The sequence below is a fragment of the Leisingera sp. ABM4_103 genome, assembly GCF_056158685.1.
On record NZ_JBSWTU010000005.1, the window covers coordinates 2,765,379 to 2,786,218 of the forward strand.

Sequence of the window (20,840 nt, forward strand, 5' to 3'; positions counted from 1 at the left end):
AACCCGCCGCTGCGGCGCAAAGGAGGCTGCCATGAGGCTCAGGATTGCTGTTGAACACGCAGGCAGGCGTCTGGCTGCGGTGCTGGCGCTGATGCTCTCCTGCCTTGCGCCGCTGGCGCTGATGGCGGAGCCGCCGCGGGCCGGGCTGATGTGGAACCGTACCGGGCTGCCGGCAGTGTTCCCCTTGCAAGTGAAGACGCCGGAGGGGGCGGATTATTATCTCACCCTCAGCGATGCGCAGACCGGAAAGGCGGCGCTGGCGGCCTATATCGAGGGCGGCGAATTCTTCAAGGTGCTGGTGCCGCCTGGGCGCTATGTGCTGCGTTTTGCCAGCGGGGAGGTCTGGCAGGGCGAGGACCGGCTGTTCGGGCCGGGTGCCCTGACGCAGCGGTTTGAGCTGCCGCATCCGCTGGAATTCGCCATTCGCGGGGCTGGTATCAAGGGCGGTCACGTCGTGACGCTGTCGCGGAACCAGCCGGGCGGAGGGGTGCGGGCAGCGGTGAAGGCCCAGTACATCTGCCAGATTGCCAGCGTGGAGGGGGCGGAGCCTCTGACCGGGCGCGCGAGCGCCAGCCGCCCGTTCTGGCTGGGCGGCGATGCCCGTTCAAGGGCAATTCTGCATCTGCGGTGGCGGCTGGAACTGGGCGGGCCGGGGTCCGGGACACCGCTGGAGAGGTGGCAGCGCAGCCTGTTTGTGCTGGGCAACCCGCTGCTGCCGCCGCGGCCTTCGGGGCTGGACAGCCGGTCCGGGCAGCGGCTGCCGCAGATGCAGTTCCCGTCCTATTCGGTTCGGTCGCTAATCTGCGGGTGATTTGGACGCGGAAACAATGTCTTACTCGCCGCCCCGGGCCTTGATCAGCCGGTCGGCCTTTTTGCGCACCAGCACGCTGCGCAGGTCGTGCATGGCCAGCAGCAGGGCGTCTGTGACTTCCTCCAGCTGCTCATCCGTGGCACGGCTGTTGGCCCAGTGGGCGGTGAGGTTCAGATGGTCGATGGCGCGGTGGATATCGTCCAAATCGCGGGCCGCGAGGGTGGCGGTGCGGGCCTCCATCCAGGACTTGATCTCGGCAATGTCCTGATCGCTGAGCTGGCGCTGGCCGTGCGGTTTGATCTCGCCGTTGCGGATATTCACAACGGCGATCTGGTCCATCTCGATCCGCCGCTGGCGGTTCTCGGTGTCGACGCGGAAGACAAAAGCGCCGTTCTCGCGGACACGGAAGTAATATTCCGGCAGATCGGCGCTCATGTCTGGTCTCCTGTTTATTTGAGCGACGCGCAGAAGTTCTGGATGCGGCTGCAAGCCTCCTCCAGCGCGGCGTCAGAGGTGGCGTAGCTGACCCGGAAGTTCGGCGACAGGCCGAAGGCAGCGCCAAAGACCACGGCGACATCGGCCTCCTCCAGCAGAGCGGTAGCGAAATCCTCGTCGGTTTCGATCACCTTGCCAGCCGGCGTGGTCTTGCCGATCAGCCCGGCGATGGAGGGGTAGACGTAAAACGCGCCCTCCGGCGTGGGGCAGGAGATGCCGTCGATTTCATTCAGCATCGACACCACCAGGTCACGGCGGCGGACAAACATTTCGTTGTTGGGCGCCAGGAAGTCCTGGGTGCCGTTCAGCGCCTCCACCGCGGCCCATTGGCTGACCGAGCAGGGGTTGGAGGTCGATTGCGACTGGACCTTGCGCATCGCCGCGATCAGCTGTTCCGGGCCTGCGGCATAGCCGATGCGCCAGCCGGTCATCGCATAGGCCTTGGACACACCATTGCAAGTAAGGGTGCGGTCATAAAGCTGCGGCTCCACCTGGGCCGGGGTGCAGAATTCGAACCCGTCATAGGCGAGGTGCTCATACATGTCGTCGGTCATCACCCAGACGTGCGGGTGGCGCAGCAGCACATCTGTCAGCGCCTTCAGTTCCGCCCGGCTGTAGCCCGCGCCGGTGGGGTTGGAGGGGGAGTTGAAGATGAACCATTTGGTCTTGGGGGTGATCGCCGCCTCCAGCTGATCGGCGGTCAGCTTGAAATTTGTTTGCAGCGAGGTTTCAGCAATGACCGGGGTGCCGCCGGCCAGCAGCACCATGTCGGGGTAGGAGACCCAGTAGGGGGCTGGAATCACCACCTCGTCCCCCTCGTTCAGGGTGGCCATCAGGGCGTTGTAGAGCGTCTGCTTGCCGCCGGTGCCGACAGAGACCTGCGCCGGAGTGTAGCCGAGCCCGTGGTCGCGCTTCATCTTGGCGCAGACCGCCTGTTTCAGCTCCGGGATGCCGTCGGGGGCGGTGTATTTGGTCTTGCCCGCGGCGATGGCGGCGACGGCTGCGTCCTTGATGTTCTGCGGCGTGTCAAAGTCCGGCTCGCCCGCGCTGAGGCCAATGACGTCGCGTCCGGCTGCCTTCAGTTCGGCGGCTTTTGCCGTCATCGCGATGGTGGGTGACGGTTTGACGCGCGAGAGTGTCTCGGACAGGAAAGACATTGGCTGTGCCCCGGTTTGTATGTTCTGCGGAACTGTCATAGGGTGCCGCCAAACAGCGATCAAGCTGCATTGGCGATTTGAGTTAGGAGAACTGACATGACTGAGCAGAACACAGACTGGTACGGCCCGGATGCAGCAACTTTCGGTGACCGCGTAGCGGCTGCGCGCGAGGCTGCAGGGATGACCCAGGGCCAGCTTGCGCGCCGGCTTGGGATCAAGAAATCGACCCTCAGCGCCTGGGAACGCGATCTGGCTGAGCCGCGCGCCAACAAGCTGACGATGCTGGCCGGCGTCTTGAACGTGTCGATGTCCTGGCTGCTGACCGGCGAAGGCGAAGGCATGTCGGAACCGGCGCCGCTGGAGCTGGAAGCAGGCGATTTCACAAGCGTCCTGAACGAGTTGCGCGACCTGCGCAGCGAAATGCGCCAGAACGCGGAGCGGGCGGCACGGCTGGAGAAGAAGCTGCGGACCCTGCTGCAGGTCAATGACGGCCAGACCACCGAAGTTGCCTGAGACCGAAATGCAGGAAGACCGGACCATCCGCCTGAAGCGGCTGCAGATGCGCTCTATGCGCCGGGGTATCAAGGAAATGGATATCCTGCTGTCGGCCTTTGCAGCCGCCAATCTGGAGCAGATGGACGCTGCGCAGCTGGATCTTTATGACCAGCTGCTGCACGAAAACGACCAGGATCTGTACCAGTGGGTGACCGGCCAGGCGGAACCGCATGAGCGGTTCCGCGCACTGGTCGCAGACATAGCGCAAACGCACCAAAAATAATAAAATCCCGGCTTAACTGATTTTTCGGGAATTGTTGGCATCTTGTCTCAGAAGCAAATTCGAGTCGGAGATGCGAATGAGTATGGAAATGCCAATTGGCCAGACGGACCGCAAAGGTTTCATGACTGGCTATCTGGAGGCGCTGGCCCTTGTCGAGCGTCTCCACCGTCTGCTGCTGGATGTCATCAAGGACGAGTTTGAACGCGTTGGCGTGCTGGAAATCAACGCGGTTCAGGCGCTCTTGCTGTTCAACATCGGCGACAATGAGGTGACGGCCGGGGAACTGAAGACCCGCGGCTATTATCAGGGCAGCAATGTCAGCTACAACCTGAAGAAGCTGGTCGAGATGGGCTATATGCACCACCAGCGCTGCGAGATTGACCGCCGCTCGGTGCGGGTGCGCCTGACCCAGCGCGGCCGCGAAATCCGCGATATCGTGTCGGCGCTGTTCTCCCGCCATGCCGAAGGGCTGGAGGGCAAGAACGTGATCTCTTCGCAGGGCATTGAGGACATTACCGCCTCGCTCAAGCGGGTGGAGCGCTACTGGTCGGATCAGATCCGCTATATTTACTAAGGCGCTGGCCGGGCGATCATCCCGGCGGGCAACGGGCCGCAAAATGCCGGCAAAGCACCGGCAGGCCGAAACGGGGCATGAGGGGAAACCGTGCTCCGGTTGGATTGAAGGGTAAAGCGCCGGGATCCGGGAAGGGGCCACGGCTGAAGGTTGCAGAAGTGACCGCCCTTGTTACCGCGTGTGTGTTTTGCCGCAAGGGCAGGGGAATCCTCTGCCGCGGGGCGTGGTTGACGTTGTTATGTTTTGCAGGAAACCGGAAGGCGGGTCTTTGCACCGCCGGGCACGGACAGCACCAGACAGGCGCTGTGCCGGTTTTTTGCGTTTTGGGAAGCTATGCAATTGCCTGCACCTCGGCAGGCTGAAGCGCAGGGCCTGGAGGCGTGGCTGGACGGGTCCGGCCCTCCACCGGCAGCGGCCGGGTTTGTTTGTGCGTGAGGAAGCGAGGCAGCGGACGGGAGCAGAGCGGTTTAGCTTCGGTTGCCGGCTGCCAGTAGTAGCGTGGCAGGGGCTGCGCTGCCTGGATTCAGAGGATCACCTGCCTGGCGAATTCCTGTTCGACAACGCTGCGGATGAAGTCTGCAAGCTTGAGGAAGGCGGGCGGGCTGCCGCTGCTGCGGCGCCAGGCGAGCCCGGCTTGCCGGTAAAGCACCGGCTGCATGGGGACCACGGCGACGTCGCCTTCTCCGCGTTTGACCTCCGACTCGACGTAAAGCGCGGGCAGCAGAGTTGCGCCCATGCCGAGCGACACCATCTGGCGGAGCGCATCGAGGCTGGTGCCCTCGAAATCCTCGCGCAGGTTCGCGCCTGACGCCGCGCTGAGGTGCGAAACCTGACGGCTCAGCGTGTAGGACGGGTTCAGGCTGAGCAGGCTTTCCCCGTCCAGATCCGCAGGTCTCACCCGTTCCCGGCCCGCCAGCGGATGGTCGCGCGCCACCGCGAGGCTCAGCGGCTCCCGGAACAGGAACGTATGGCGGATGTCATCGCGCGGGACCGGCAGCTGGGTCAGGATCAGATCGTGCCTGCCCGCCAGCAGATCCTCGGTCAGCTCGCGCGGGGGGGCGTCGCGGATGACCAGCTTGAGGTCCGGAAAGGACTGATGCAGGCGCCGCAGCACCCGCGGCAGCAGGTAGGGGCCGATGGTCGGCGAAGACCCCAGCCGCAGAGTGCCCTCAAGCTGGTTGCCGGAGGCCCCGGCCGTTTGGCTGAGCCGCTCCACATCCTGAAGGATCCTTTCGGCCTGGGCCGCGGTGTCCCGGCCTGCCGGTGTCAGGATCAGGCCGCTGCGCCGCCGTTCGATCAGGCGTGTGTCCAGGGCTTTTTCCAGCGCGGCGATCTGGAGGCTGAGAGAGGGCTGGCTGATGCCCAGCTGCCGTGCCGCATTGCGGTACTGCAGCGCCTTGCTGAGGACTGCGAAATAGCGGAGCTGGCGCAGGGTGATCTCCGGCATGTGTGGCCCTTCCTCGCATTGAATAGGTAAAACCTATCTTTATCAGCAATACTATTGGGTTCTTAAAGGGTAACGCCAGCCCATCTTGAAAGGGAGGCCGCGGTTTGCCGCGTTGCCGGACACCGGACAAAAGGAGGCAATTGATGAAGAACAGTCCACGGGTAAAGGTTTTCTCGCTGCAGGTCAGGCTGGCCAAGCTGCGCCTGAAGCATCAGTCGCTGAAGGCGAAAATCGCCAAAGAGCTGAAACGCCCGTCGCCGTGCAGCATGATGCTGCAGGGGCTTAAGCGCCAGCGCCTGCGGACCAAGGATGAGATCATGCGCTGCCTGGGCCAGCTGCGCCGCACCGGGCTGCCTGGCTTCAAGCAGCAGCAATCCGCGTAAGGGGGGCGGTGATGTTTCAGTTTACCCATCCGCTCAGCGGCGCAGGCCTTATGCACAGCGCCGACCTGGACGATATGCGGGCGGCCATACTCGATGACGGAGGCGAAGAGGATGACGACGGTCCCGACGGCGGCAGCCCTTTCATCGCCGCAAAGGGTACGGGTGTGACCATTACATGCGGAAATAAAGTCCGCCGGGCCTGAGGCGCCGCACGATGGCGCATCCCGCGCCGCCGCCTGACGCCCTCCGGTGCAAGCCGGAGGGCCGTTTCGTTCGCGAATAGAGTACGGCAATGGCCGCGGGTGATCCGCGGGACGCCTGCGGCTTGCCCGGTCGGTTACCAGTGGCCGGTGTTTTCCATGCTTGCCCAGGGTTCTGCCGGAGCCAGGGAGTCGCCGTTTTGCAGCAGCTCGATCGAGACATTGTCGGGCGAGCGCACGAACGCCATGTGCCCATCACGCGGCGGCCGGTTAATGGTGACGCCATTGTCCATAAGATGCTGGCAGGTGGCATAGATATCGTCCACCCCATAGGCGAGATGGCCGAAATGGCGGCTGTCATCCGGCAGCCCCTCGTCGCCGTCCCAGTTGTAAGTCAGCTCCAGCGGGGTTTCCTCCTGGCCCGGCGGCGCCATGAAGACCAGGGTAAAGCGGCCCTGCTCATTTTCCCAGCGGCGGGTTTCCTTGAGGCCCAGCAGCTCATAGAAAGCCATGGATTTCTCCAGGTCTTTCACCCGGACCATCGTGTGCAGATATTTGAGGGGCATGGGGGTCTCCTGTTATCACTTTCAGGGACTTTAGCGGGGCAGGGCGCGAAGGCCAATAAAAGCGCCGGGCAGTCTCAGAATTTTGACTCGATCCCCAGGGAGATGGAGAATTCCGAGCTGTCGAAGCGGCTGTGGTTGGAGCTGCGCTTGCCGGCCCGGACCCGCAGCATCGGGGCAAATCCGGCGTAGTCATAGTCTTCAAAGAACAGGTTCAGGTCGGCGTAGACAGAGTGGTCCTTGCGCCCGCCGGGAATGGGTTGCCAGGTGCTGCCATCAAAGAAGGTGTGGTCCGGGTAATCTGCGGTCCCCAGGATCAGGCCGGTGCTGATCCTGGCAGGGCCGATCAGCTGCCCGAAGGCATAGCCGACGCGGAAGGTGGCGGTATGGCCGCTCGAGTTCACACTGTCGGCCTGGGTGTCGCGCAGGCCGAGTGTGAAGCTGAGGCTGCTGCCGTTTTCAAGCTTGCGGGACAATGACGCGCCCAGGCCGAAGACGTCGGCGTTCAAGGTGGCCAAACGCGGGTCCAGACGGTGTTCGGCACTGCCGTTGAGGGTGAGAGAGCTGCGGGGGGACAAGGCCCAGCTCCGGGCAGCGGACAGTTTCGCAAGATTGTAATTCCTTTGGCCGCCGTACCAGGAGGTGGCAGCTGTCAGGGCAACCCGGGCGCTGCCGCGCTTTTCCGCGGGGCCTGCGGCGAAGGCGTGGCTCAGGGTGATCTCGCCATAGGTCGATCCGAATTCGGAGTTCCGCGGCGTTGTGGTTCCGGTGCTGGCGGCGAGGTCTGCCGCTTTTTCCTTGGCGCTGGAGGACAGCGCCACCCGCTGCACGTACAGGCGTCCGCTGAGCGTGGTCAGGCTGGCGTCGCTTTGGCGCAGGCGGCGGGTTATGCCCGCATCAAGGGTTCCCGTCAGGCCGGACAGGGCAATGGCCCGCGGCCCGAACCTGTTTTCATGCGAGGAGAGACCGTCAATTTCCTGTGTGGCGGCGTCGGAGCCGCTGTTCACATTGTTCGAGGGCTTCAACCCGCCGGTCAGCCGGAAGGACCAGGGGCTGATACGCCGCAGCGCCTGATAGTCCTTGGCGATCAGCTCCTCGGATTTGTTGTCTGGTGCGTACACCGCCGTGCGGCGCAGCCAGTACTGCGACAGGACCGGGCTGCCGCCCTGAAAGGCCAGCCGGGAGGCAAGCTGGGCCATCTGGTATTTGGTGGCGCTGTCGGGGGCAAAGCGGAAGGCGCGGGCGGCGGATTTGCGGCCTTTTCCCGGCTGTCCCGCCTGTGCATAGGCGGCGGCCTGAAGGTGCCAGGCGACGTGATTCCTGCGGTCAGCCTGCAGCAGCGCATCCGACAGCCGCAGCGCCAGCTGCGGGTTGCCGGAGCGCAGCGCGTGCGCTGCCAGAACATGCCCCTGCTGGAGCGACAGGTGCATCTGGGGCTGTTTGGTCTCCTGGGCGGAGGGCTGGGCCGTTGCCAGGCCCAGCATCAGACATGCCGCAACGGCCTTGCGCATGGCTTAGGGGCAGGCCGGGTCCGCGCTGGCGCCATCGCAGGAGTCCAGGACGAAGATGCCGTATTCTTCAATGGGAACCGTGCCGCCGCTGAGGGCGCTGATGTGGTCGGTGGCGTGAATGGAACCGGCGACTGCGGCGGCATTGGACCCAGAGAAGACGCCGCCATATTGACCGACTGAACTGCCGTTATTGGAGAGGTCTCCGGTGAAGCTGCCGTCAGAGGCAATGTCGGTGGGGGTAAGGGCAATGTCTTCGACCGCGGTCGAGGGCTGATCGGTAATCTGGCGGTTGTAGATGCTGCCCTTGACCCGGTTGTCGGTGAAATCGGCGTTTATAAAGACATCGCCGGTAACCTCAGCCGCCTGACCGGGCAGAATGGACGGATCGGTTCCGTTGGAGGGATCGATCAGGTCGCCTTTGTCGCCGTCGACGTTCAGCAGGCCAACGTAGCTGCCGGCGTAGCTGACAATGCCAGTGCCGCTTTGACTGGTGTCCGGTGCAGAAAAGTTGCCGCTGCGGCCGTAGGTGGTGCCGCCCTGGAAATAGCCGAATTGCCCGCCGGTCACGACCACTGTCGCATAGCCGCCTTCGGTTTCGCGCACATAGGCAGTGGAATGTTCCGTCAATGCGTTGTCCTGAACGGTGTAGGCTTCATAACCGGCCCGGTCGAGCGCTGGCTTGCGCACGTATGTGGCGGAGAACGGAGAGTCATCCAAGCCAACACCTGTTACCGTCAGGGTTTGATCGGCGGCGTTGTAGCTGACGCTGTCCACATCCCCCGCAAGATCTTCGGGGATCGTTCCGGTGACGTCCGTGGGGTCATCGTCACTCGTGATGAAAGGGTTGCCCCCGCCGCACGCGGACAGCGCGGACGCCGCCGCGATCCCTAGCCAAAACCGCCTCATCTGCCTTTACCTCAATATCTTTATCGTTTTGCGCCACCTTCGGGCGGCGCTGCGGCAAAGTCAATTGAACACTGCGGATTCCGGTGCAACCGTGGCGGATACGCTACCTGTATGTAGGTTTCGCGCGGGCTGAGCGTGGCATATATTGTGCAGCAGGGCGGGCGCAGCGGTTATTTTTCCCCTTGGCGGCTGGCCAGCCAGCGGGTATTGCGGAGCGTGATAATCCGGTAAAAACCAGGGGGGCTCCATGCAGCAGTATCTGGATCAGCTACGCCACATTCTGGACAATGGCGTGCCGTCGGACGACCGCACCGGCACCGGCACGCTGAGCTGTTTCGGGATGCAGGCACGCTACAGCCTGGCCGATGGGTTCCCGCTGGTGACCACCAAGAAATTGCATCTGCGCTCGATCATCCACGAGCTTTTGTGGTTTCTGTCAGGCGACACCAACATCCGCTACCTGAAAGAAAACGGCGTTTCGATCTGGGACGAATGGGCGGATGAAAACGGTGATCTGGGCCCGGTTTACGGCCATCAGTGGCGCCGGTTTCCCAAGCTTGAACTGGCCGAGGGCACAATGGGGGATGAGCCGCTTTACCGCGCCGGCAGCGTCGATCAGATCGCGGATCTGGTGGAGATGATCCGCAAAAGCCCCGACAGCCGCCGCCTGATCGTGTCGGCCTGGAACCCGGGTGATGTGCCGGACATGGCGCTGCCGCCCTGCCACACGCTGTGGCAGGTGCGGGTGGCGGGCGGCAAGATGCATTTGCAGCTGTACCAGCGCTCCGCCGACATGTTCCTGGGCGTGCCGTTCAACATTGCCTCTTACGCGCTGCTGCTGGCCATGCTGGCGCATGTGACCGGGTATGAGGCGGGGGATTTCGTGCACACGATGGGCGATGCGCATATCTATTCCAACCATGTGGAGCAGGTGCAGCTGCAACTGTCGCGCACGCCCAAGCCGCTGCCGCAGTTGCGGATCAAGCGGCAGGTCAGCTCGATCTTCGATTTCAAGTACGAGGATTTCGAGATCCTGAACTATGACCCGGATCCGGTGATCAAAGCGCCGGTTGCGGTCTGATTTCAAAGGAAAGCTCTCATGATTACCCTGATCGCTGCGCGGGCGCGCAACGGGGCCATTGGCAAGGACAATGACATCCCCTGGTTTGCGCCGGAGGATCTGAAGGCGTTTCAGCGCGAAACTCTGGGCGGTGCCATCATCATGGGCCGCAACACCTGGGACAGCCTGCCGGTGAAGCCTTTGAAGAACCGGCTGAACCTGGTGGTGTCCTCGAAACCTGATGCGGCGGAGACCGTGCTGCCGTCGATCGAAGCGGCGGTGGCGGAGGCCCATGCGCAAGGGTACAGGCGCGTTTACGGCATTGGCGGAGAGGGGATCTACCGCGGAATGCTGGGTATGGCGGACCGGCTGCTGATCACCGAGGTGGATTTGACCGTTGCAGAGGCCGATGCCTACTTCCCCGAGTTCGACCCGGAGAATTGGATCAAGGCCGGCGAAACGGTCCTGCGGGAGAGCGATCCGGCCTGTGTGATGGTTGAGTTTTTGCGGCGGGCGTAACGGAGCCTGAAGGCGCTGCCCGCGATTGCCTGCGCCCAGCCCAAGTCCGGGCGCAGTGCATAATCAATTGATCAAAGCGCCTTGAGATCAGCAGCCATTTTCCGGCCGTCTCGGCCTTCGGACAGCTCGTAGCCGATCTTCATATTGTCGGCGAGGCCGGTCATGCCCGACCGTTCCACCGCGGAAATGTGCACAAACACATCCTTGCCGCCTTCATCGGGTTCAATAAACCCATACCCCTTGGTGGTGTTAAACCACTTCACGGTGCCGCTTGGCATTTCCCGTGTCTCCTTCTACTTTGCACTCTGCCTTGGGGGCTGCCCAAGGCATCCGGCACGTTCCCTGCCAAATTTCCGTAGGGTGAGGCCGGACAGCCATGAGTGTTGCACGGGCCGGGCAAAAATCAAGAGAAACCGGTGAATTCTACCATAAATTGTATTCGCCCCTCTGTGGGGCGGAGGGAGGAAGCATGAAAATCTACGGGCTGAAGACTTGCGATACCTGCCGTAAGGCATTGAAGCAGCTACCGGATTCGGTTTTGGTCGATATCCGCACGGATGGGGTGCCGGACGCTCTGCTGGAGGCGGCATATGCGCAATTCGGCGCCAAGCTGGTCAATACGCGGTCAACCACTTGGCGCGGGCTCAGCGAGGCGGAGCGGGGCGGTGAACCGCTGAGCCTGCTTCGGGCGCATCCGGCGCTGATGAAGCGGCCGCTGATCGACCGCGACGGGGAATTATTCCTGGGTTGGGATCAGAACACGCGGACTGCCCTTGGTGCCGCGTGACCGGCTGACTATGTCGGTACGGCAGATTTTGGGAGATTGAAGATGCGCAATGCAGCGCTGGTACTGGGGATCATCGCCGGTATTTTCGGCATGATCGTGGGTTTTTTCGGCTACGGCTACACCGCTGCGGTCGAGCATTTCGGCGAGGCCGAAGGGCTGGCCGAACAGGTTGGCAATGTGCAGCAGCTGCGGCTGCTGGCTGTGCTGTCGCCGCTCCTGGCGATTGCGGGCGGAGCGATGGCGCGGGCGCGGGCCCTGTGGGGCGGCGTGCTGCTGCTGGGGTCCGCGGCGGGCATGTATGCGGGTTTCGGCTTTAACGTCTTTACCATCTTCCCGATCAGCTTTGCCGTCACCGCCGGGCTGATGGCGCTGGCCGCGGGGCAGCCGGATGAGCCCAAAGCGCATTTCTGAGACCTGTCAGGGGACGAAAAAAGGCGCCGCTGCCGGGGGCAGGGCGCCTTAATTCGTTTCAGGCCGGGCGGGTCGTCAAGCGGCGGCGGGTTTGGTCACCCGGTGCAGCAGCGCATCGACGGACAGCGGGCCAGCGCCCCTGATCACCAGCACCAGCAGCAGGAAGGTCCACATCACGCGCTGGTCGATCAGCCCGATGCTGTTGTCGAATAGGCTGCCCAGCTTGACGCCGTGGCCGGTAACATCGACCAGGGTCTGCACCCATATGAACCCGATGGTGCCGAGTGCGGCCAGGCGGGTCAGCAGGCCGATCAGGATCAGTGCGGGCAGCACGTATTCGGCCACGGTGCCGGCGAAAATCACCAGCCGCTGGAAGATATTCATCTGCGAGACGTCATAAAGAACTTCCTCAGCCGCTTTGGGAAAGATCTGCCCGAAAGCACCGGCCGAGGGGGAGAAGATCGAGCCGTCGATCTTCAGCCCGGCGGAGTTCCAGTAGTAGACCAGCAGGACGGCCGCAAAGACCAGCCGTGCCAGGGTCGGGACCAGGAAACCCGACAGATCGTCGGCTTTGCCGGTGATGGAATTGTATGTGGAGACAAGTGCGTGCATGGTCTTACCCTTTGCTGTCCAGGCCCGTTACCGCACCGCCCTGCAACAGCAGGGCCAGTGTGGAACCCAGGTCGAATGCTTCGTCTTCGGCGGCGGCGTGTTCCATTGCCTCGCCGATGGTGGCGCCCGCCATCAGGGCGCGGATCCAGACCGCGCCAGCGGGCGGCAGGTTCTGGGGAATGGGATCGAATTCGGGACGGGTGATCAGCACGTCCTGGGCCTGGGGGGCTGGCTTGGGCGCGCCGTCCTCGGTGTTGTAGCGCCAGATGGCGTGAATGGGCCAGGGCGAGCGCAGCACCTGCACTGCCGGCGCCAGCGTCAGCCGGGTGTTCAGCAGCGCATCCGGCGGCAGCGCGCCAAGCGTTTCGGGCGCGATGGGAGCAGCATCGGCGGCGTGGTAGGCGCGGCGCAGGGCCAGTTCCAGCCGGGCCACATCGCCGAGGTAGCCCAGATGCTTGAGCTGCTCCATGCCTTCCAGGAAGGCGGGGAAGTGTTCGCCGTAGAACATCATCAGGGGCGAAGACGGCGGGTGCTGGCGCAGGTAGATGCCCGTCAGCCCGTCCATGTTCTGCTTGCCCAGGAGCTTGGCGATCACCGGAAAGGCGCTGTGCATCGCCTCGGTCAGCGAAACCGCGACATTGTTGCGGTAAACGCTGAAGCGGCGGCCCGCGGGTTCGCCGAGGTGATCGGTGAGCCCCTCCGGCACCGGCTGGCCCGCATCCATCATGGCGCGGGTGAAATCTGCTTGGCTCACACTCATGCCGGGATGCGCTCCAGCGCAGCTGCGGCGCGGGCGGCCTCGGCCTCAAGGACCGGCCAGTCCGGCACGTCGTTGTCCCATTCGATCAGCACCGGTTTGGGGCCGGATTTGGCGAGCGTGTAGTCCAGAAGCGCCCAGACCGGTTCCACCACCTCGCGCCCGTGGCTGTCGATCAGGAGCGGGCGGCCGTGGCCGTCCTCATCCTCGTCATGTCCGCCAAGGTGGATTTCGCCGACCTTGTCCAGCGGGAAGGCGTCGATGTAGCCCTGCGGGGAGAAATCGAGGTTGGTGGCCGAAACAAAGACGTTGTTCACGTCCAGCAGCAGCCCGCAGCCTGTGCGGCGGGAGATTTCCGCCAGAAACTCCGGCTCGGACAAGGTGCTCTCGGCAAAGGCGAGGTAGCTTGAGGGGTTTTCCAGCAGCATCCGCCGCCCGATGGTCTCCTGCACCTCGTCAATGTGGTCGCAGATCCGCTGCAGGCTGGCATCCGTGTAGGGTAGCGGCAGTAGGTCGTTGTAGAAGTGGCTGTCGTGGGTGGACCAGGCCAGATGCTCAGAGAAGCTGGCGGGGTTCAGCCAGCCGACCAGATGCTTGAGCCGGGCGAGGTGATCGGAATCCAACGCCCCTTCGCCGCCGATCGAGAGGCCGACACCGTGCACCGACATGGCAAAGTGTTCGGCAAGGCGGCGCAGCTGCGCAAGCGGGCGGCCGCCATCGCCCATGTAGTTTTCCGCGTGGATTTCCAGCCACTTGACCGTGCCGGGATCCGAAGTGATCCGGGCAAAATGCTGCGGCTTGTAACCAACGCCGGGGGCGGCGGGCAGTTTGTCATGTGCTGCGGCGTCAAGCATGGCGGGTCCTGTGTCCGGGTGCAAAAGGGGCGGGAATTCGCACTCCCGCCCCCCACAATCCAACGTTAATTATGCCGGCAGGTCGCGCTCCAGCGGCTCCAGCGAGCCCTTGCGTTCGCTGCCGTCTGCCGTGGCCGGCAGTTCCATGCCTTCGCAGGTGCCTGCGTCAACCAGGGTCCAGGCGTTGCCCTGGTAATCGACAGTCGAGGTGCCTGCGCAAGTGGTGCCGGGGCCTGCGGCGCAGTCGTTCTGGCCTGCCAGCGACACGCCATAGCACTTTTCCTTGGTGCCGGCGGCAGCGGGGATGGTGGAAGCTGCGGTCAGGGCGGCGGCAACGGCGCTGGCGACGGCCAGGGATTTTGCGGTGGTCGACATCTCGTGAATTCCTTTCGGTTTAACGTGCGGTGTCGTGTTGACAGGAAAACACTAACCCGAGGTTTGCCGGACTTTAAGTCACGAGGCCGTGTCTCACATCCGCGTCAGAGCTTGTGACCCGAAAGAGGGCTCCAAAGATGCGCAAGCCTATGTTTTCAGGGGATTTGAGGGGGGCTTGTAACAAAACGGCCCCCGGATGGGGGCCGCTTGCGTTAAAAATGCGGGAAATTGTTACAGGAGATCCGGCGGGGTGGCTTCCGCGGCCAGTGCCTTTGTAACATTTTCCAGGCTTTCCACCTTGGTCTGCTTTTCACCCAGGCGGCGGACGGAGACGGTGCGCTCCTCCACTTCCCGGTGGCCGACCGCGAGAATGACCGGCACCTTGCCCACGGAATGCTCGCGGACCTTGTAGTTGATCTTCTCGTTGCGGATGTCGGCCTCGGCCCGCACACCGGCCTTTTGCAGATCGGCGACAACCTCCATCACATAGTCATCCGCCTCGGAGGTGATCGAGGCAACCACCACCTGGCGCGGGGCCAGCCAGAACGGCAGCTTGCCTGCGTGCTCCTCGATCAGGATGCCGATGAAGCGCTCGAAGCTGCCCAGCGTTGCGCGGTGCAGCATGACCGGGCGGTGCTTGGCACCGTCTGCGCCGATGTAGGTGGCGTCCAGGCGTTCCGGCAGAACGAAGTCCACCTGCAGGGTGCCGCACTGCCAGTCGCGGCCGATGGCGTCGGTCAGCACGAACTCCAGCTTGGGGCCGTAGAAAGCGCCTTCGCCCGGGTTCAGTTCGAATTCGCAGCCTGCCGCTTCGGTTGCGGCCTTCAGCGCCGACTCTGATTTGTCCCAGACCTCATCCGAGCCTGAGCGCTTCTCCGGGCGGTCGGAGAATTTGACCGAGAACTTCTCAAAGCCCAGATCCTTGTAAATCTCGGACAGGAAGTCGATGAACTTCTTGGTTTCCGCCTCGATCTGGTCTTCGGCGCAGAAGATATGCGCGTCGTCCTGAGTAAAGCCGCGCACCCGCATGATGCCGTGCAGCGCGCCCGAGGGCTCATAGCGGTTGCAGGAGCCGAATTCGGCCATGCGCAGCGGCAGGTCGCGGTAGGATTTGAGGCCCTGGTTGAAGATCTGCACGTGGCAGGGGCAGTTCATCGGCTTCAGCGCGTTTACCGCCTTTTCGCGGGCGTGCTCCTCGTCGACTTCGACGATGAACATGTTCTCCTGGTATTTCTCCCAGTGGCCCGAGGCCTCCCACAGCTTGCGGTCAACCACCTGCGGGGTGTTCACCTCGACATAGCCGCCCTTTTCCTGCTGGCGGCGCATGTAGTCCTGCAGGGTGGTGTAAACCTTCCAGCCGTTCGGGTGCCAGAAGATCTGGCCCGGCGCCTCTTCCTGCATGTGGAACAGGTCCATCTCGCGGCCCAGCTTGCGGTGGTCGCGCTTGGCGGCTTCCTCCAGCATGGTGAGATGCGCTTTCAGCTTCTCCTTGCCGGTGAAGGCAACGCCGTAGATCCGCTGCAGCATCGCGCGGGAGCTGTCGCCGCGCCAATAGGCGCCCGCGATGCTCATCAGTTTAAACGCGTCGCCCGGCAGCTGGCCGGTGTGCTGCAGGTGCGGGCCGCGGCAGAGGTCCTGCCAGTCGCCGTGCCAGTACATCCGCAGCGGCTCATCACCGGGGATGCTCTCGATCAGCTCGACCTTATAGGGCTCGTTATTGTCGGTGTAATGCCGGATCGCCCGGTCGCGCTCCCACACCTCGGTGCGGACCTCATCACGCTTGTTGATGATTTCCTTCATCTTTTTTTCGATGGCGCCGAGGTCCTCGGGGGTGAAGGGCTCCGCCCGGTCGAAGTCGTAGTACCAGCCGTTTTCGATCACCGGGCCGATGGTGACCTTGGTGTCGGGCCAGATTTCCTGCACCGCACGCGCCATCACATGTGCCAGGTCGTGGCGGATCAGCTCGTTGGCCTGAACCTCGTCCTTCATGGTGTGGATGGCGATAGTGGCGTCGGCATCAATGGGCCACTGCAGGTCCCAGTGCTGATCGTTGACGGTGGCGGAGATGGCCTTTTTGGCCAGCGAGGTGGAAATGCTGGAAGCCACCTGCGCGGGCGTGACGCCTGCGTCGTAGGATCGTGCATTGCCATCGGGGAAGGTGAGAGAGATTTGGGCCATTGGCTGGCTGCTCCTCGTCGGTTTGGCGCCCACAGAACGCCCGGTTGCGGGTATATGTTTGGTCCGCGCGTTTTGCGGTCAATGCGGCTGCAAGTCAAGGCGGCTTTGTATGTGATTGTTATTGCGCCGGAAAATCCAATTGTGTGCTTGCGTATGCGATTGCACAAATATGTATACTGATAACTATATGATAAATAACGAAAAAATCGTTGCCATGGGCGGTGATCCGCGGCAGGGTGGCCGAAATCTTAGGCCCGATGGACATACCAGGAGTGTTCCGATGACCCGCCCGAACCCGAGCTTTGACCTGACGGTTGAAGATGTGGACCTGATTGAAACCGCGTTGTGCCAGTCCCGGGAGATCTTGTCGCAGCGCCATCTGTCCTATGAGCATTGCGCGCATATCGAAGGCGGGGCGAGCCGGGAGAAGGCAGTGCGGACTAAGGAAGCCTTGGGCAGGATCCAGAGCTTGCTTGGCCGCTTGCAGACGCAGAAGGTCAGCGGAACACCGGCTGCCGGCCTGTCCTGACCTTATTGCGGCCGACGGGCGTCATGCCCGCCGGAAGATGGGCGAGGGGCCGGCCCCTCGCGCTCCCCGGGATAATTCCAGCCAGATGAAGGGATCGCGGATCAGCGTGCCGGCGAAGGGACGCCATCGCGGATCACGGCGGAATAGTCGGGGGTGAGGCCATGCGCCTGGGCGATGGGGGTGATGCTGCCAAGGGCGCGGAGCTCTTCGACGCTGCGGGACTGATCCAGCACCCCTTGCTCCCAAGCGTACTCCGGCAGGTAGCCGTTGGCCAGAACCCGCCAGTCCAGCGGCACCTCGGCGGCGAAGGTGCGGATCAGCGCCATCACCACGGTGGTGCAATTGGTGGTGAGCGAGTTGTACCATTGCGGCTGAGCGGCAAGGCTGTTTGCGGCTGCCACATAGCGCAGCAGCAGGGCGCGGCCGGTGTCGGGGCTGACGCCGATGCGGAACAGCTGCACGTCTTCGCCGCGGGCGTTGGTCCGGGTGCCGACCAGGTCGCGCTCATCCGCTGCAATCAGCACCAGGGTGTTGGATTTGAACATGTCGGCAATCGGCGAGAAGCCGCCGACCTTTTGGCGGCGCACTTCGACCGACCAGGCGATCTGCTCGCCGTTTTCAAAGCCGAAGCTGACAATCATATGCGCCATCTGCGGCCCCGCCCAGTAGGACATGAAGAGGTCCACGGTCTGGAGCGCGGTCAGGTCGTAGCTGCGGGTTTCCCAGTTTATCTTGTAGTCCTCGGGCGTGTCCCAGGTGAAATTGCGGACACCGGTGAGGGTAAGGGTATCGCCCTCCACCTGGCCAGTAACCTGGCGGGCGACATCGGGGGACCAGTTGCCGTCTTCGGGCGGGGTGAGGGTGGACCACCACAGGATCACCGCCGCGAGCGCAAGGGCAAAGGTCGTGAGAGCGCGCAGGGCGTGCCTGCGGAATAGCCCCGCCATGACCGCAAGCCCCAGCAAGGCAAATCCGCCCGACAGGGCGGCGCGCGGCAGCGTGCCGAAGGGCAGCCGGTACCATAGCGCCAGCGCCGCCCAGGCGGTGGCCAGCGCCACCGCGAGAATGGCGGCGGCCAGCGCGGCGGTTTTGAAGATCTTGAACATGCCCGTGGTCCCCCGGAAAATTTTGGCGGACCATAAGGAGGACGGCAGGGGGCATGCAAGCGCGCAGTGCTGCCGCTTGCAGGGCAGGCGAAGCCGTGCCACATCTTGAGGAAAAGGACAGGAGACCAAAGACATGCCCGCCACTTCTTTTCTCGACACCGCCCAGGGCCGCCGGATTGCCTATCACAAGAGCGAAGGGCAGGGGCCGTGCGTGGTGTTTCTGGGCGGGCTGAAGTCGGACATGGAGGGCACCAAGGCGGTGCATCTGGAGGCCTGGGCCAAGGCGCGCGGGCAGGCGTTTCTGCGGTTTGACTACTCCGGCCATGGCGAAAGCTCGGGCACTTTCGAGGAAGGCTGTATCGGTGATTGGCACGAGGACACGCTGGCGGCGGTGGAGGAACTGACCGAGGGCGAGATCGTGCCGGTGGGTTCCTCCATGGGCGGCTGGCAGGCGCTGCTGCTGGCGCGGGAGATACCCGAGCGGATCAAGGGGATGGTGACCATCGCCGCCGCTCCGGATTTCACCGAGGACGGGTATTGGGCGAATTTCTCGGCGGAGCAGAAGGCGGAGCTGGAGAGCCGAGGTTATGTTGAGCTGCCAAGCGACTACATGGAGCCCTACCACATCTCCAAGCGGATGATTGAGGACGGGCGCAAGCGGCTGGTGCTGCGCTCGCCGCTGTTTCTGCCGTTCAAGGTGCGCTGCCTGCAGGGGACAGCCGATACTGCGGTGTCCACCCGCACCGCGCTGCGGCTGCTGGAACATGCGACGTGCCCGGACATGCGGCTGAACCTCGTTAAGGATGCCGACCACCGGTTCTCGGACGGGCCTTGCCTGAAGATGATCGAGGACGCGGTGCTGGACGTGCTGGGCGAAGCCTGACACCGCGCCCTGGGGCAGGAGCCGGGACGGGCCGTATCGGCTTTCCGCGTTTGCAGCCGCGGGCAGTGTTGCGGCGAGAGCGAAGTTTCGAGGAGGTGAAGGATGGATCAAAGGGTAAGCCTGATCACGCTGGGGGTGCCGGACATGGAGAAGGCTGCGGCCTTCTATGAGGCTTTGGGCTGGCAGCGGGCGGACAGCCCGGACGGGGTGATCGCCTTTGACCTGATTTCCCAGACGCTGGGGCTGTACCCGCTGGCGGCGCTGGCCGCGGATAGCGGTGTGCCGGAGGGGGAACTGGGCACTGGCGCCGTGACGCTGAGCCACAACACCCGCAGCAAGCAGGACGTGGCGGAGCTGCTGGCGGCGGCTGAGGCTGCCGGCGCGGAAATTCTGAAACCGGCGCAGGACGTGTTCTGGGGCGGCCATCACGGTTATTTCCGCAGCCCGGACGGGCATATCTGGGAGATCGCCTTCAACCCGTTTTCTCCGCTGGCGGAGAATGGCGCCTTTCGCTGGAACGGCTACTGAGCGTGGCGCGGCGGTGGCAGCAGCTTGAGGATTGCCTGTCGCCGTGAGGTTTTTCTTGATCCCGCAGCCGGCTCTCCGCACAGTGAAGGCGACGGGTGGCAGGCAAACCGCGAGGGCAGGATATGCCTTATGACCAGCAACCGAGCCGCGAACCATTGGTTCTGCTGCCGGGGATGATGTGCGACGGCCGGATATTTGAAGCTCAGATCAGAACGTTTTCCGGCAGTATGCCGGTGATGGTGCTGCCGCTGGCCGGCGGCGACACGGTGGAGAAGATTGCAGCCCGGATGCTGAGCCACCTGCCGCCGCGCTTTTGCCTGGCGGGGCTGTCGATGGGCGGGATCCTGGCGATGGAGCTGGTGCGCCGGGCACCGGAGCGGATCAGCCGGCTGTGCCTGATGGGGGCGAGTCCGCTGGCGGAGACGCCGGAGCAAGCCGCCGACCGGGAGCCGCAGATCATCGCCGCGCGGGCCGGGCGGCTGGAAGATGTTCTGCGCGGGACGCTGCCGATGGAGGCGCTGGCGCCGGGACCGTCGCGGCTGGAGGTGCACAATCTGTTCTGCCACATGGGAATGGAGCTGGGACCGGAGCTGTATGTGGCGCAAGCGCGCGCACTGCAGCGGCGGTCTGACCAGCAGGCGACGATGCGGCGGGTGCATATGCCGACGCTGGTGCTGGCGGGGGAGCATGACACGATCGTGCCGCCTGCCAAGCAGGAGTTGCTGGCACAGCTGATCCCGCACGCGCGGCTGGAGATTATTCCGGAGGCGGGGCATTTCCCTGTGCTGGAGGCGCCCGATGCAGTGAACCGGGCGCTGCTGCACTGGCTGGCAGTGCCGGCCTAGGGGTAGAGGGCGGCGCGCTGCGCCTTGCTGAGCAACTCAGGCTCGGCCACCGGTTTGCCGGTTTCTGCGTCAAAGAATGGCGTGTCTTTCCAGCGGCCCGACAGCCGGGCAGTAATCATCCGGCTGAGGATGCCCCAGGCCATGGTGCTGCCGCCCTTGGTTCTGGACTGCTTGCCGGGGACGGGCACGAAGGACCTTGCGCGGATCTTGCCCAAGGCGGATTTGTCCTGGAACAGATCTGAGCGCATACCGGCAAACGGCAGGCCGGGCTTGGCGAGTGTATTGGCAAACGGCGTGCCGCAGCAGGCGGCGTACCACCGCAAGGGGCCGCGGCGGCCCAGGCGGATCGCCCTCAGCTGTTCCGCCCCTTGGGTGATGGTGATGGTGTCGGGCGAGAGCTGGAACAAGTCGACCGGATCCGGGGCCGGATCCGGCTGGCCGTGGTACAGCTCATTGGCGCGGCAGTCGGCGCAGTAACAGACAACGCGGGTGCCGCCTTTGACACCCGCTGCTGAAACTTCGCCGCGCAAGGTCCCGCATTTGCAGGAAAATGCCAGCCCGCCACTCATCC

28 protein-coding genes are annotated in these 20,840 nt (G+C 63.7%); 14 read left to right on the plus strand and 14 right to left on the minus strand.

Annotated features, from left to right (window positions below; genetic code table 11):
* The first annotated feature begins 31 nt into the window (after positions 1 to 31).
* A complete protein-coding gene (locus ACXAED_RS15135; protein ID WP_475051092.1) occupies positions 32 to 811 on the plus strand; it encodes a hypothetical protein in 780 nt (259 codons plus the stop codon).
* A gap of 21 nt (positions 812 to 832) precedes the next feature.
* On the opposite strand, the gene ACXAED_RS15140 is transcribed toward ACXAED_RS15135, so the two are convergent.
* Both ACXAED_RS15140 and ACXAED_RS15145 read right to left on the minus strand, forming a co-directional pair.
* Positions 833 to 1,246 carry a hypothetical protein gene (locus ACXAED_RS15140; protein ID WP_475051094.1) on the minus strand — a complete coding sequence of 138 codons (414 nt, stop codon included), beginning with the start codon at positions 1,244 to 1,246 and terminating at the stop codon, positions 833 to 835.
* 14 nt (positions 1,247 to 1,260) lie between these two features.
* Positions 1,261 to 2,463 (minus strand): pyridoxal phosphate-dependent aminotransferase, encoded by a 1,203-nt coding sequence (locus ACXAED_RS15145; RefSeq protein ID WP_475051095.1) that lies wholly within the window; start codon positions 2,461 to 2,463, stop codon positions 1,261 to 1,263.
* A 96-nt stretch (positions 2,464 to 2,559) separates the two neighbouring features.
* Here ACXAED_RS15145 and ACXAED_RS15150 point away from each other — a divergent pair, with 96 nt between their 5' ends.
* The 3 genes from ACXAED_RS15150 to ACXAED_RS15160 all read left to right on the plus strand — a co-directional run bounded on the left by ACXAED_RS15150 (position 2,560) and on the right by ACXAED_RS15160 (position 3,815).
* Positions 2,560 to 2,976: a helix-turn-helix domain-containing protein gene (locus ACXAED_RS15150; protein ID WP_475051097.1), complete on the plus strand. Its 417-nt coding sequence runs from the start codon at positions 2,560 to 2,562 to the stop codon at positions 2,974 to 2,976.
* A 7-nt stretch (positions 2,977 to 2,983) separates the two neighbouring features.
* A complete protein-coding gene (locus ACXAED_RS15155) occupies positions 2,984 to 3,241 on the plus strand; it encodes a succinate dehydrogenase assembly factor 2 (RefSeq protein ID WP_475051099.1) in 258 nt (85 codons plus the stop codon).
* A gap of 76 nt (positions 3,242 to 3,317) precedes the next feature.
* Positions 3,318 to 3,815, plus strand: coding sequence for a MarR family winged helix-turn-helix transcriptional regulator (locus tag ACXAED_RS15160; RefSeq protein ID WP_475051100.1), 498 nt, complete (start codon positions 3,318 to 3,320; stop codon positions 3,813 to 3,815).
* Positions 3,816 to 4,338: 523 nt separating this feature from the next.
* Here the strand turns inward: ACXAED_RS15160 and ACXAED_RS15165 are convergent.
* Positions 4,339 to 5,262, minus strand: coding sequence for a hydrogen peroxide-inducible genes activator (locus ACXAED_RS15165; protein WP_475051101.1), 924 nt, complete (start codon positions 5,260 to 5,262; stop codon positions 4,339 to 4,341).
* A gap of 143 nt (positions 5,263 to 5,405) precedes the next feature.
* On the opposite strand from ACXAED_RS15165, the gene ACXAED_RS15170 reads away from it, so the two are divergent.
* Entirely contained in the window at positions 5,406 to 5,645 is a 240-nt protein-coding gene (locus ACXAED_RS15170; RefSeq protein WP_475051102.1) for a YdcH family protein, read from the plus strand.
* A gap of 11 nt (positions 5,646 to 5,656) precedes the next feature.
* Positions 5,657 to 5,848: a hypothetical protein gene (locus ACXAED_RS15175; RefSeq protein WP_475051103.1), complete on the plus strand. Its 192-nt coding sequence runs from the start codon at positions 5,657 to 5,659 to the stop codon at positions 5,846 to 5,848.
* Positions 5,849 to 5,982: 134 nt separating this feature from the next.
* Here the strand turns inward: ACXAED_RS15175 and ACXAED_RS15180 are convergent, their stop codons facing one another.
* From ACXAED_RS15180 to ACXAED_RS15190, 3 genes are all read right to left on the minus strand, one after another.
* Positions 5,983 to 6,411 carry a VOC family protein gene (locus ACXAED_RS15180; RefSeq protein WP_475051104.1) on the minus strand — a complete coding sequence of 143 codons (429 nt, stop codon included), beginning with the start codon at positions 6,409 to 6,411 and terminating at the stop codon, positions 5,983 to 5,985.
* Positions 6,412 to 6,485: 74 nt separating this feature from the next.
* The gene (locus ACXAED_RS15185) at positions 6,486 to 7,892 is read right to left on the minus strand and encodes a porin family protein (RefSeq protein WP_475051106.1); all 1,407 of its coding nucleotides are present in this window, start codon (positions 7,890 to 7,892) and stop codon (positions 6,486 to 6,488) included.
* 30 nt (positions 7,893 to 7,922) lie between these two features.
* Positions 7,923 to 8,825: a HupA family protein gene (locus tag ACXAED_RS15190; protein ID WP_475051108.1), complete on the minus strand. Its 903-nt coding sequence runs from the start codon at positions 8,823 to 8,825 to the stop codon at positions 7,923 to 7,925.
* A 247-nt stretch (positions 8,826 to 9,072) separates the two neighbouring features.
* Here ACXAED_RS15190 and ACXAED_RS15195 point away from each other — a divergent pair, with 247 nt between their 5' ends.
* On the plus strand, positions 9,073 to 9,906 hold the full coding sequence (locus ACXAED_RS15195) for a thymidylate synthase (RefSeq protein WP_475051110.1): 834 nt from the start codon (positions 9,073 to 9,075) through the stop codon (positions 9,904 to 9,906).
* An 18-nt stretch (positions 9,907 to 9,924) separates the two neighbouring features.
* Positions 9,925 to 10,404, plus strand: coding sequence for a dihydrofolate reductase (locus ACXAED_RS15200; RefSeq protein ID WP_475051111.1), 480 nt, complete (start codon positions 9,925 to 9,927; stop codon positions 10,402 to 10,404).
* Between the two features lie 71 nt (positions 10,405 to 10,475).
* On the opposite strand, the gene ACXAED_RS15205 is transcribed toward ACXAED_RS15200, so the two are convergent.
* On the minus strand, positions 10,476 to 10,682 hold the full coding sequence (locus ACXAED_RS15205) for a cold-shock protein (RefSeq protein ID WP_475051112.1): 207 nt from the start codon (positions 10,680 to 10,682) through the stop codon (positions 10,476 to 10,478).
* 191 nt (positions 10,683 to 10,873) lie between these two features.
* Between ACXAED_RS15205 and ACXAED_RS15210 the strand changes: the two genes are divergently transcribed.
* Positions 10,874 to 11,191, plus strand: coding sequence for an arsenate reductase family protein (locus ACXAED_RS15210; protein WP_475051113.1), 318 nt, complete (start codon positions 10,874 to 10,876; stop codon positions 11,189 to 11,191).
* A gap of 42 nt (positions 11,192 to 11,233) precedes the next feature.
* Complete coding sequence (locus ACXAED_RS15215) at positions 11,234 to 11,602, plus strand: hypothetical protein (protein WP_475051114.1); 369 nt, start codon at positions 11,234 to 11,236, stop codon at positions 11,600 to 11,602.
* Positions 11,603 to 11,677: 75 nt separating this feature from the next.
* Here ACXAED_RS15215 and ACXAED_RS15220 read toward each other — a convergent pair whose 3' ends face one another.
* The 5 genes from ACXAED_RS15220 to thrS all read right to left on the minus strand — a co-directional run bounded on the left by ACXAED_RS15220 (position 11,678) and on the right by thrS (position 16,378).
* Positions 11,678 to 12,214, minus strand: coding sequence for a DoxX family protein (locus ACXAED_RS15220; protein WP_475051115.1), 537 nt, complete (start codon positions 12,212 to 12,214; stop codon positions 11,678 to 11,680).
* A 4-nt stretch (positions 12,215 to 12,218) separates the two neighbouring features.
* Complete coding sequence (locus ACXAED_RS15225) at positions 12,219 to 12,974, minus strand: HvfC/BufC N-terminal domain-containing protein (RefSeq protein ID WP_475051117.1); 756 nt, start codon at positions 12,972 to 12,974, stop codon at positions 12,219 to 12,221.
* Complete coding sequence (gene bufB / locus ACXAED_RS15230; RefSeq protein WP_475051119.1) at positions 12,971 to 13,825, minus strand: MNIO family bufferin maturase; 855 nt, start codon at positions 13,823 to 13,825, stop codon at positions 12,971 to 12,973. Before bufB ends, ACXAED_RS15225 begins: the two co-directional genes overlap by 4 nt.
* A 69-nt stretch (positions 13,826 to 13,894) precedes the next feature.
* The gene (locus tag ACXAED_RS15235) at positions 13,895 to 14,200 is read right to left on the minus strand and encodes a BufA1 family periplasmic bufferin-type metallophore (protein ID WP_475051121.1); all 306 of its coding nucleotides are present in this window, start codon (positions 14,198 to 14,200) and stop codon (positions 13,895 to 13,897) included.
* A gap of 231 nt (positions 14,201 to 14,431) precedes the next feature.
* Positions 14,432 to 16,378: a threonine--tRNA ligase gene (gene thrS, locus ACXAED_RS15240; RefSeq protein WP_475051123.1), complete on the minus strand. Its 1,947-nt coding sequence runs from the start codon at positions 16,376 to 16,378 to the stop codon at positions 14,432 to 14,434.
* A 280-nt stretch (positions 16,379 to 16,658) separates the two neighbouring features.
* Between thrS and ACXAED_RS15245 the strand changes: the two genes are divergently transcribed.
* On the plus strand, positions 16,659 to 16,907 hold the full coding sequence (locus ACXAED_RS15245) for a hypothetical protein (protein ID WP_475051124.1): 249 nt from the start codon (positions 16,659 to 16,661) through the stop codon (positions 16,905 to 16,907).
* Between the two features lie 101 nt (positions 16,908 to 17,008).
* Here the strand turns inward: ACXAED_RS15245 and ACXAED_RS15250 are convergent, their stop codons facing one another.
* A complete protein-coding gene (locus ACXAED_RS15250; RefSeq protein ID WP_475051125.1) occupies positions 17,009 to 18,013 on the minus strand; it encodes an Lnb N-terminal periplasmic domain-containing protein in 1,005 nt (334 codons plus the stop codon).
* A 133-nt stretch (positions 18,014 to 18,146) separates the two neighbouring features.
* On the opposite strand from ACXAED_RS15250, the gene ACXAED_RS15255 reads away from it, so the two are divergent.
* The 3 genes from ACXAED_RS15255 to ACXAED_RS15265 all read left to right on the plus strand — a co-directional run bounded on the left by ACXAED_RS15255 (position 18,147) and on the right by ACXAED_RS15265 (position 20,269).
* A complete protein-coding gene (locus ACXAED_RS15255) occupies positions 18,147 to 18,896 on the plus strand; it encodes an alpha/beta hydrolase (protein ID WP_475051126.1) in 750 nt (249 codons plus the stop codon).
* Between the two features lie 102 nt (positions 18,897 to 18,998).
* On the plus strand, positions 18,999 to 19,424 hold the full coding sequence (locus ACXAED_RS15260) for a VOC family protein (RefSeq protein ID WP_475051127.1): 426 nt from the start codon (positions 18,999 to 19,001) through the stop codon (positions 19,422 to 19,424).
* Between the two features lie 122 nt (positions 19,425 to 19,546).
* On the plus strand, positions 19,547 to 20,269 hold the full coding sequence (locus tag ACXAED_RS15265; RefSeq protein WP_475051129.1) for an alpha/beta fold hydrolase: 723 nt from the start codon (positions 19,547 to 19,549) through the stop codon (positions 20,267 to 20,269).
* Here ACXAED_RS15265 and ACXAED_RS15270 read toward each other — a convergent pair.
* Complete coding sequence (locus ACXAED_RS15270; RefSeq protein WP_475051130.1) at positions 20,266 to 20,838, minus strand: DUF6151 family protein; 573 nt, start codon at positions 20,836 to 20,838, stop codon at positions 20,266 to 20,268. The genes ACXAED_RS15265 and ACXAED_RS15270 overlap by 4 nt on opposite strands.
* Positions 20,839 to 20,840: the final 2 nt, after the last annotated feature.

What these genes read in the sequence shown, in the direction of transcription:
- ACXAED_RS15160 (WP_475051100.1), top strand. Translation starts at nt 3,318, where the DNA reads ATGAGTATGGAAATGCCAATTGGCCAGACGGACCGCAAAGGTTTCATG.
- ACXAED_RS15265 (WP_475051129.1), top strand. Translation starts at nt 19,547, where the DNA reads ATGCCTTATGACCAGCAACCGAGCCGCGAACCATTGGTTCTGCTGCCG.
- ACXAED_RS15270 (WP_475051130.1), bottom strand. Translation starts at nt 20,838, where the DNA reads ATGAGTGGCGGGCTGGCATTTTCCTGCAAATGCGGGACCTTGCGCGGC.
- ACXAED_RS15185 (WP_475051106.1), bottom strand. Translation starts at nt 7,892, where the DNA reads ATGCTGGGCCTGGCAACGGCCCAGCCCTCCGCCCAGGAGACCAAACAG.
- ACXAED_RS15195 (WP_475051110.1), top strand. Translation starts at nt 9,073, where the DNA reads ATGCAGCAGTATCTGGATCAGCTACGCCACATTCTGGACAATGGCGTG.
- ACXAED_RS15260 (WP_475051127.1), top strand. Translation starts at nt 18,999, where the DNA reads ATGGATCAAAGGGTAAGCCTGATCACGCTGGGGGTGCCGGACATGGAG.
- ACXAED_RS15255 (WP_475051126.1), top strand. Translation starts at nt 18,147, where the DNA reads ATGCCCGCCACTTCTTTTCTCGACACCGCCCAGGGCCGCCGGATTGCC.
- ACXAED_RS15205 (WP_475051112.1), bottom strand. Translation starts at nt 10,682, where the DNA reads ATGCCAAGCGGCACCGTGAAGTGGTTTAACACCACCAAGGGGTATGGG.
- ACXAED_RS15190 (WP_475051108.1), bottom strand. Translation starts at nt 8,825, where the DNA reads ATGAGGCGGTTTTGGCTAGGGATCGCGGCGGCGTCCGCGCTGTCCGCG.
- ACXAED_RS15165 (WP_475051101.1), bottom strand. Translation starts at nt 5,262, where the DNA reads ATGCCGGAGATCACCCTGCGCCAGCTCCGCTATTTCGCAGTCCTCAGC.
- ACXAED_RS15200 (WP_475051111.1), top strand. Translation starts at nt 9,925, where the DNA reads ATGATTACCCTGATCGCTGCGCGGGCGCGCAACGGGGCCATTGGCAAG.
- bufB (WP_475051119.1), bottom strand. Translation starts at nt 13,825, where the DNA reads ATGCTTGACGCCGCAGCACATGACAAACTGCCCGCCGCCCCCGGCGTT.
- ACXAED_RS15180 (WP_475051104.1), bottom strand. Translation starts at nt 6,411, where the DNA reads ATGCCCCTCAAATATCTGCACACGATGGTCCGGGTGAAAGACCTGGAG.
- ACXAED_RS15145 (WP_475051095.1), bottom strand. Translation starts at nt 2,463, where the DNA reads ATGTCTTTCCTGTCCGAGACACTCTCGCGCGTCAAACCGTCACCCACC.
- ACXAED_RS15135 (WP_475051092.1), top strand. Translation starts at nt 32, where the DNA reads ATGAGGCTCAGGATTGCTGTTGAACACGCAGGCAGGCGTCTGGCTGCG.
- ACXAED_RS15155 (WP_475051099.1), top strand. Translation starts at nt 2,984, where the DNA reads ATGCAGGAAGACCGGACCATCCGCCTGAAGCGGCTGCAGATGCGCTCT.
- ACXAED_RS15215 (WP_475051114.1), top strand. Translation starts at nt 11,234, where the DNA reads ATGCGCAATGCAGCGCTGGTACTGGGGATCATCGCCGGTATTTTCGGC.
- ACXAED_RS15225 (WP_475051117.1), bottom strand. Translation starts at nt 12,974, where the DNA reads ATGAGTGTGAGCCAAGCAGATTTCACCCGCGCCATGATGGATGCGGGC.
- thrS (WP_475051123.1), bottom strand. Translation starts at nt 16,378, where the DNA reads ATGGCCCAAATCTCTCTCACCTTCCCCGATGGCAATGCACGATCCTAC.
- ACXAED_RS15235 (WP_475051121.1), bottom strand. Translation starts at nt 14,200, where the DNA reads ATGTCGACCACCGCAAAATCCCTGGCCGTCGCCAGCGCCGTTGCCGCC.
- ACXAED_RS15250 (WP_475051125.1), bottom strand. Translation starts at nt 18,013, where the DNA reads ATGTTCAAGATCTTCAAAACCGCCGCGCTGGCCGCCGCCATTCTCGCG.
- ACXAED_RS15150 (WP_475051097.1), top strand. Translation starts at nt 2,560, where the DNA reads ATGACTGAGCAGAACACAGACTGGTACGGCCCGGATGCAGCAACTTTC.
- ACXAED_RS15175 (WP_475051103.1), top strand. Translation starts at nt 5,657, where the DNA reads ATGTTTCAGTTTACCCATCCGCTCAGCGGCGCAGGCCTTATGCACAGC.
- ACXAED_RS15220 (WP_475051115.1), bottom strand. Translation starts at nt 12,214, where the DNA reads ATGCACGCACTTGTCTCCACATACAATTCCATCACCGGCAAAGCCGAC.
- ACXAED_RS15140 (WP_475051094.1), bottom strand. Translation starts at nt 1,246, where the DNA reads ATGAGCGCCGATCTGCCGGAATATTACTTCCGTGTCCGCGAGAACGGC.
- ACXAED_RS15210 (WP_475051113.1), top strand. Translation starts at nt 10,874, where the DNA reads ATGAAAATCTACGGGCTGAAGACTTGCGATACCTGCCGTAAGGCATTG.
- ACXAED_RS15245 (WP_475051124.1), top strand. Translation starts at nt 16,659, where the DNA reads ATGACCCGCCCGAACCCGAGCTTTGACCTGACGGTTGAAGATGTGGAC.
- ACXAED_RS15170 (WP_475051102.1), top strand. Translation starts at nt 5,406, where the DNA reads ATGAAGAACAGTCCACGGGTAAAGGTTTTCTCGCTGCAGGTCAGGCTG.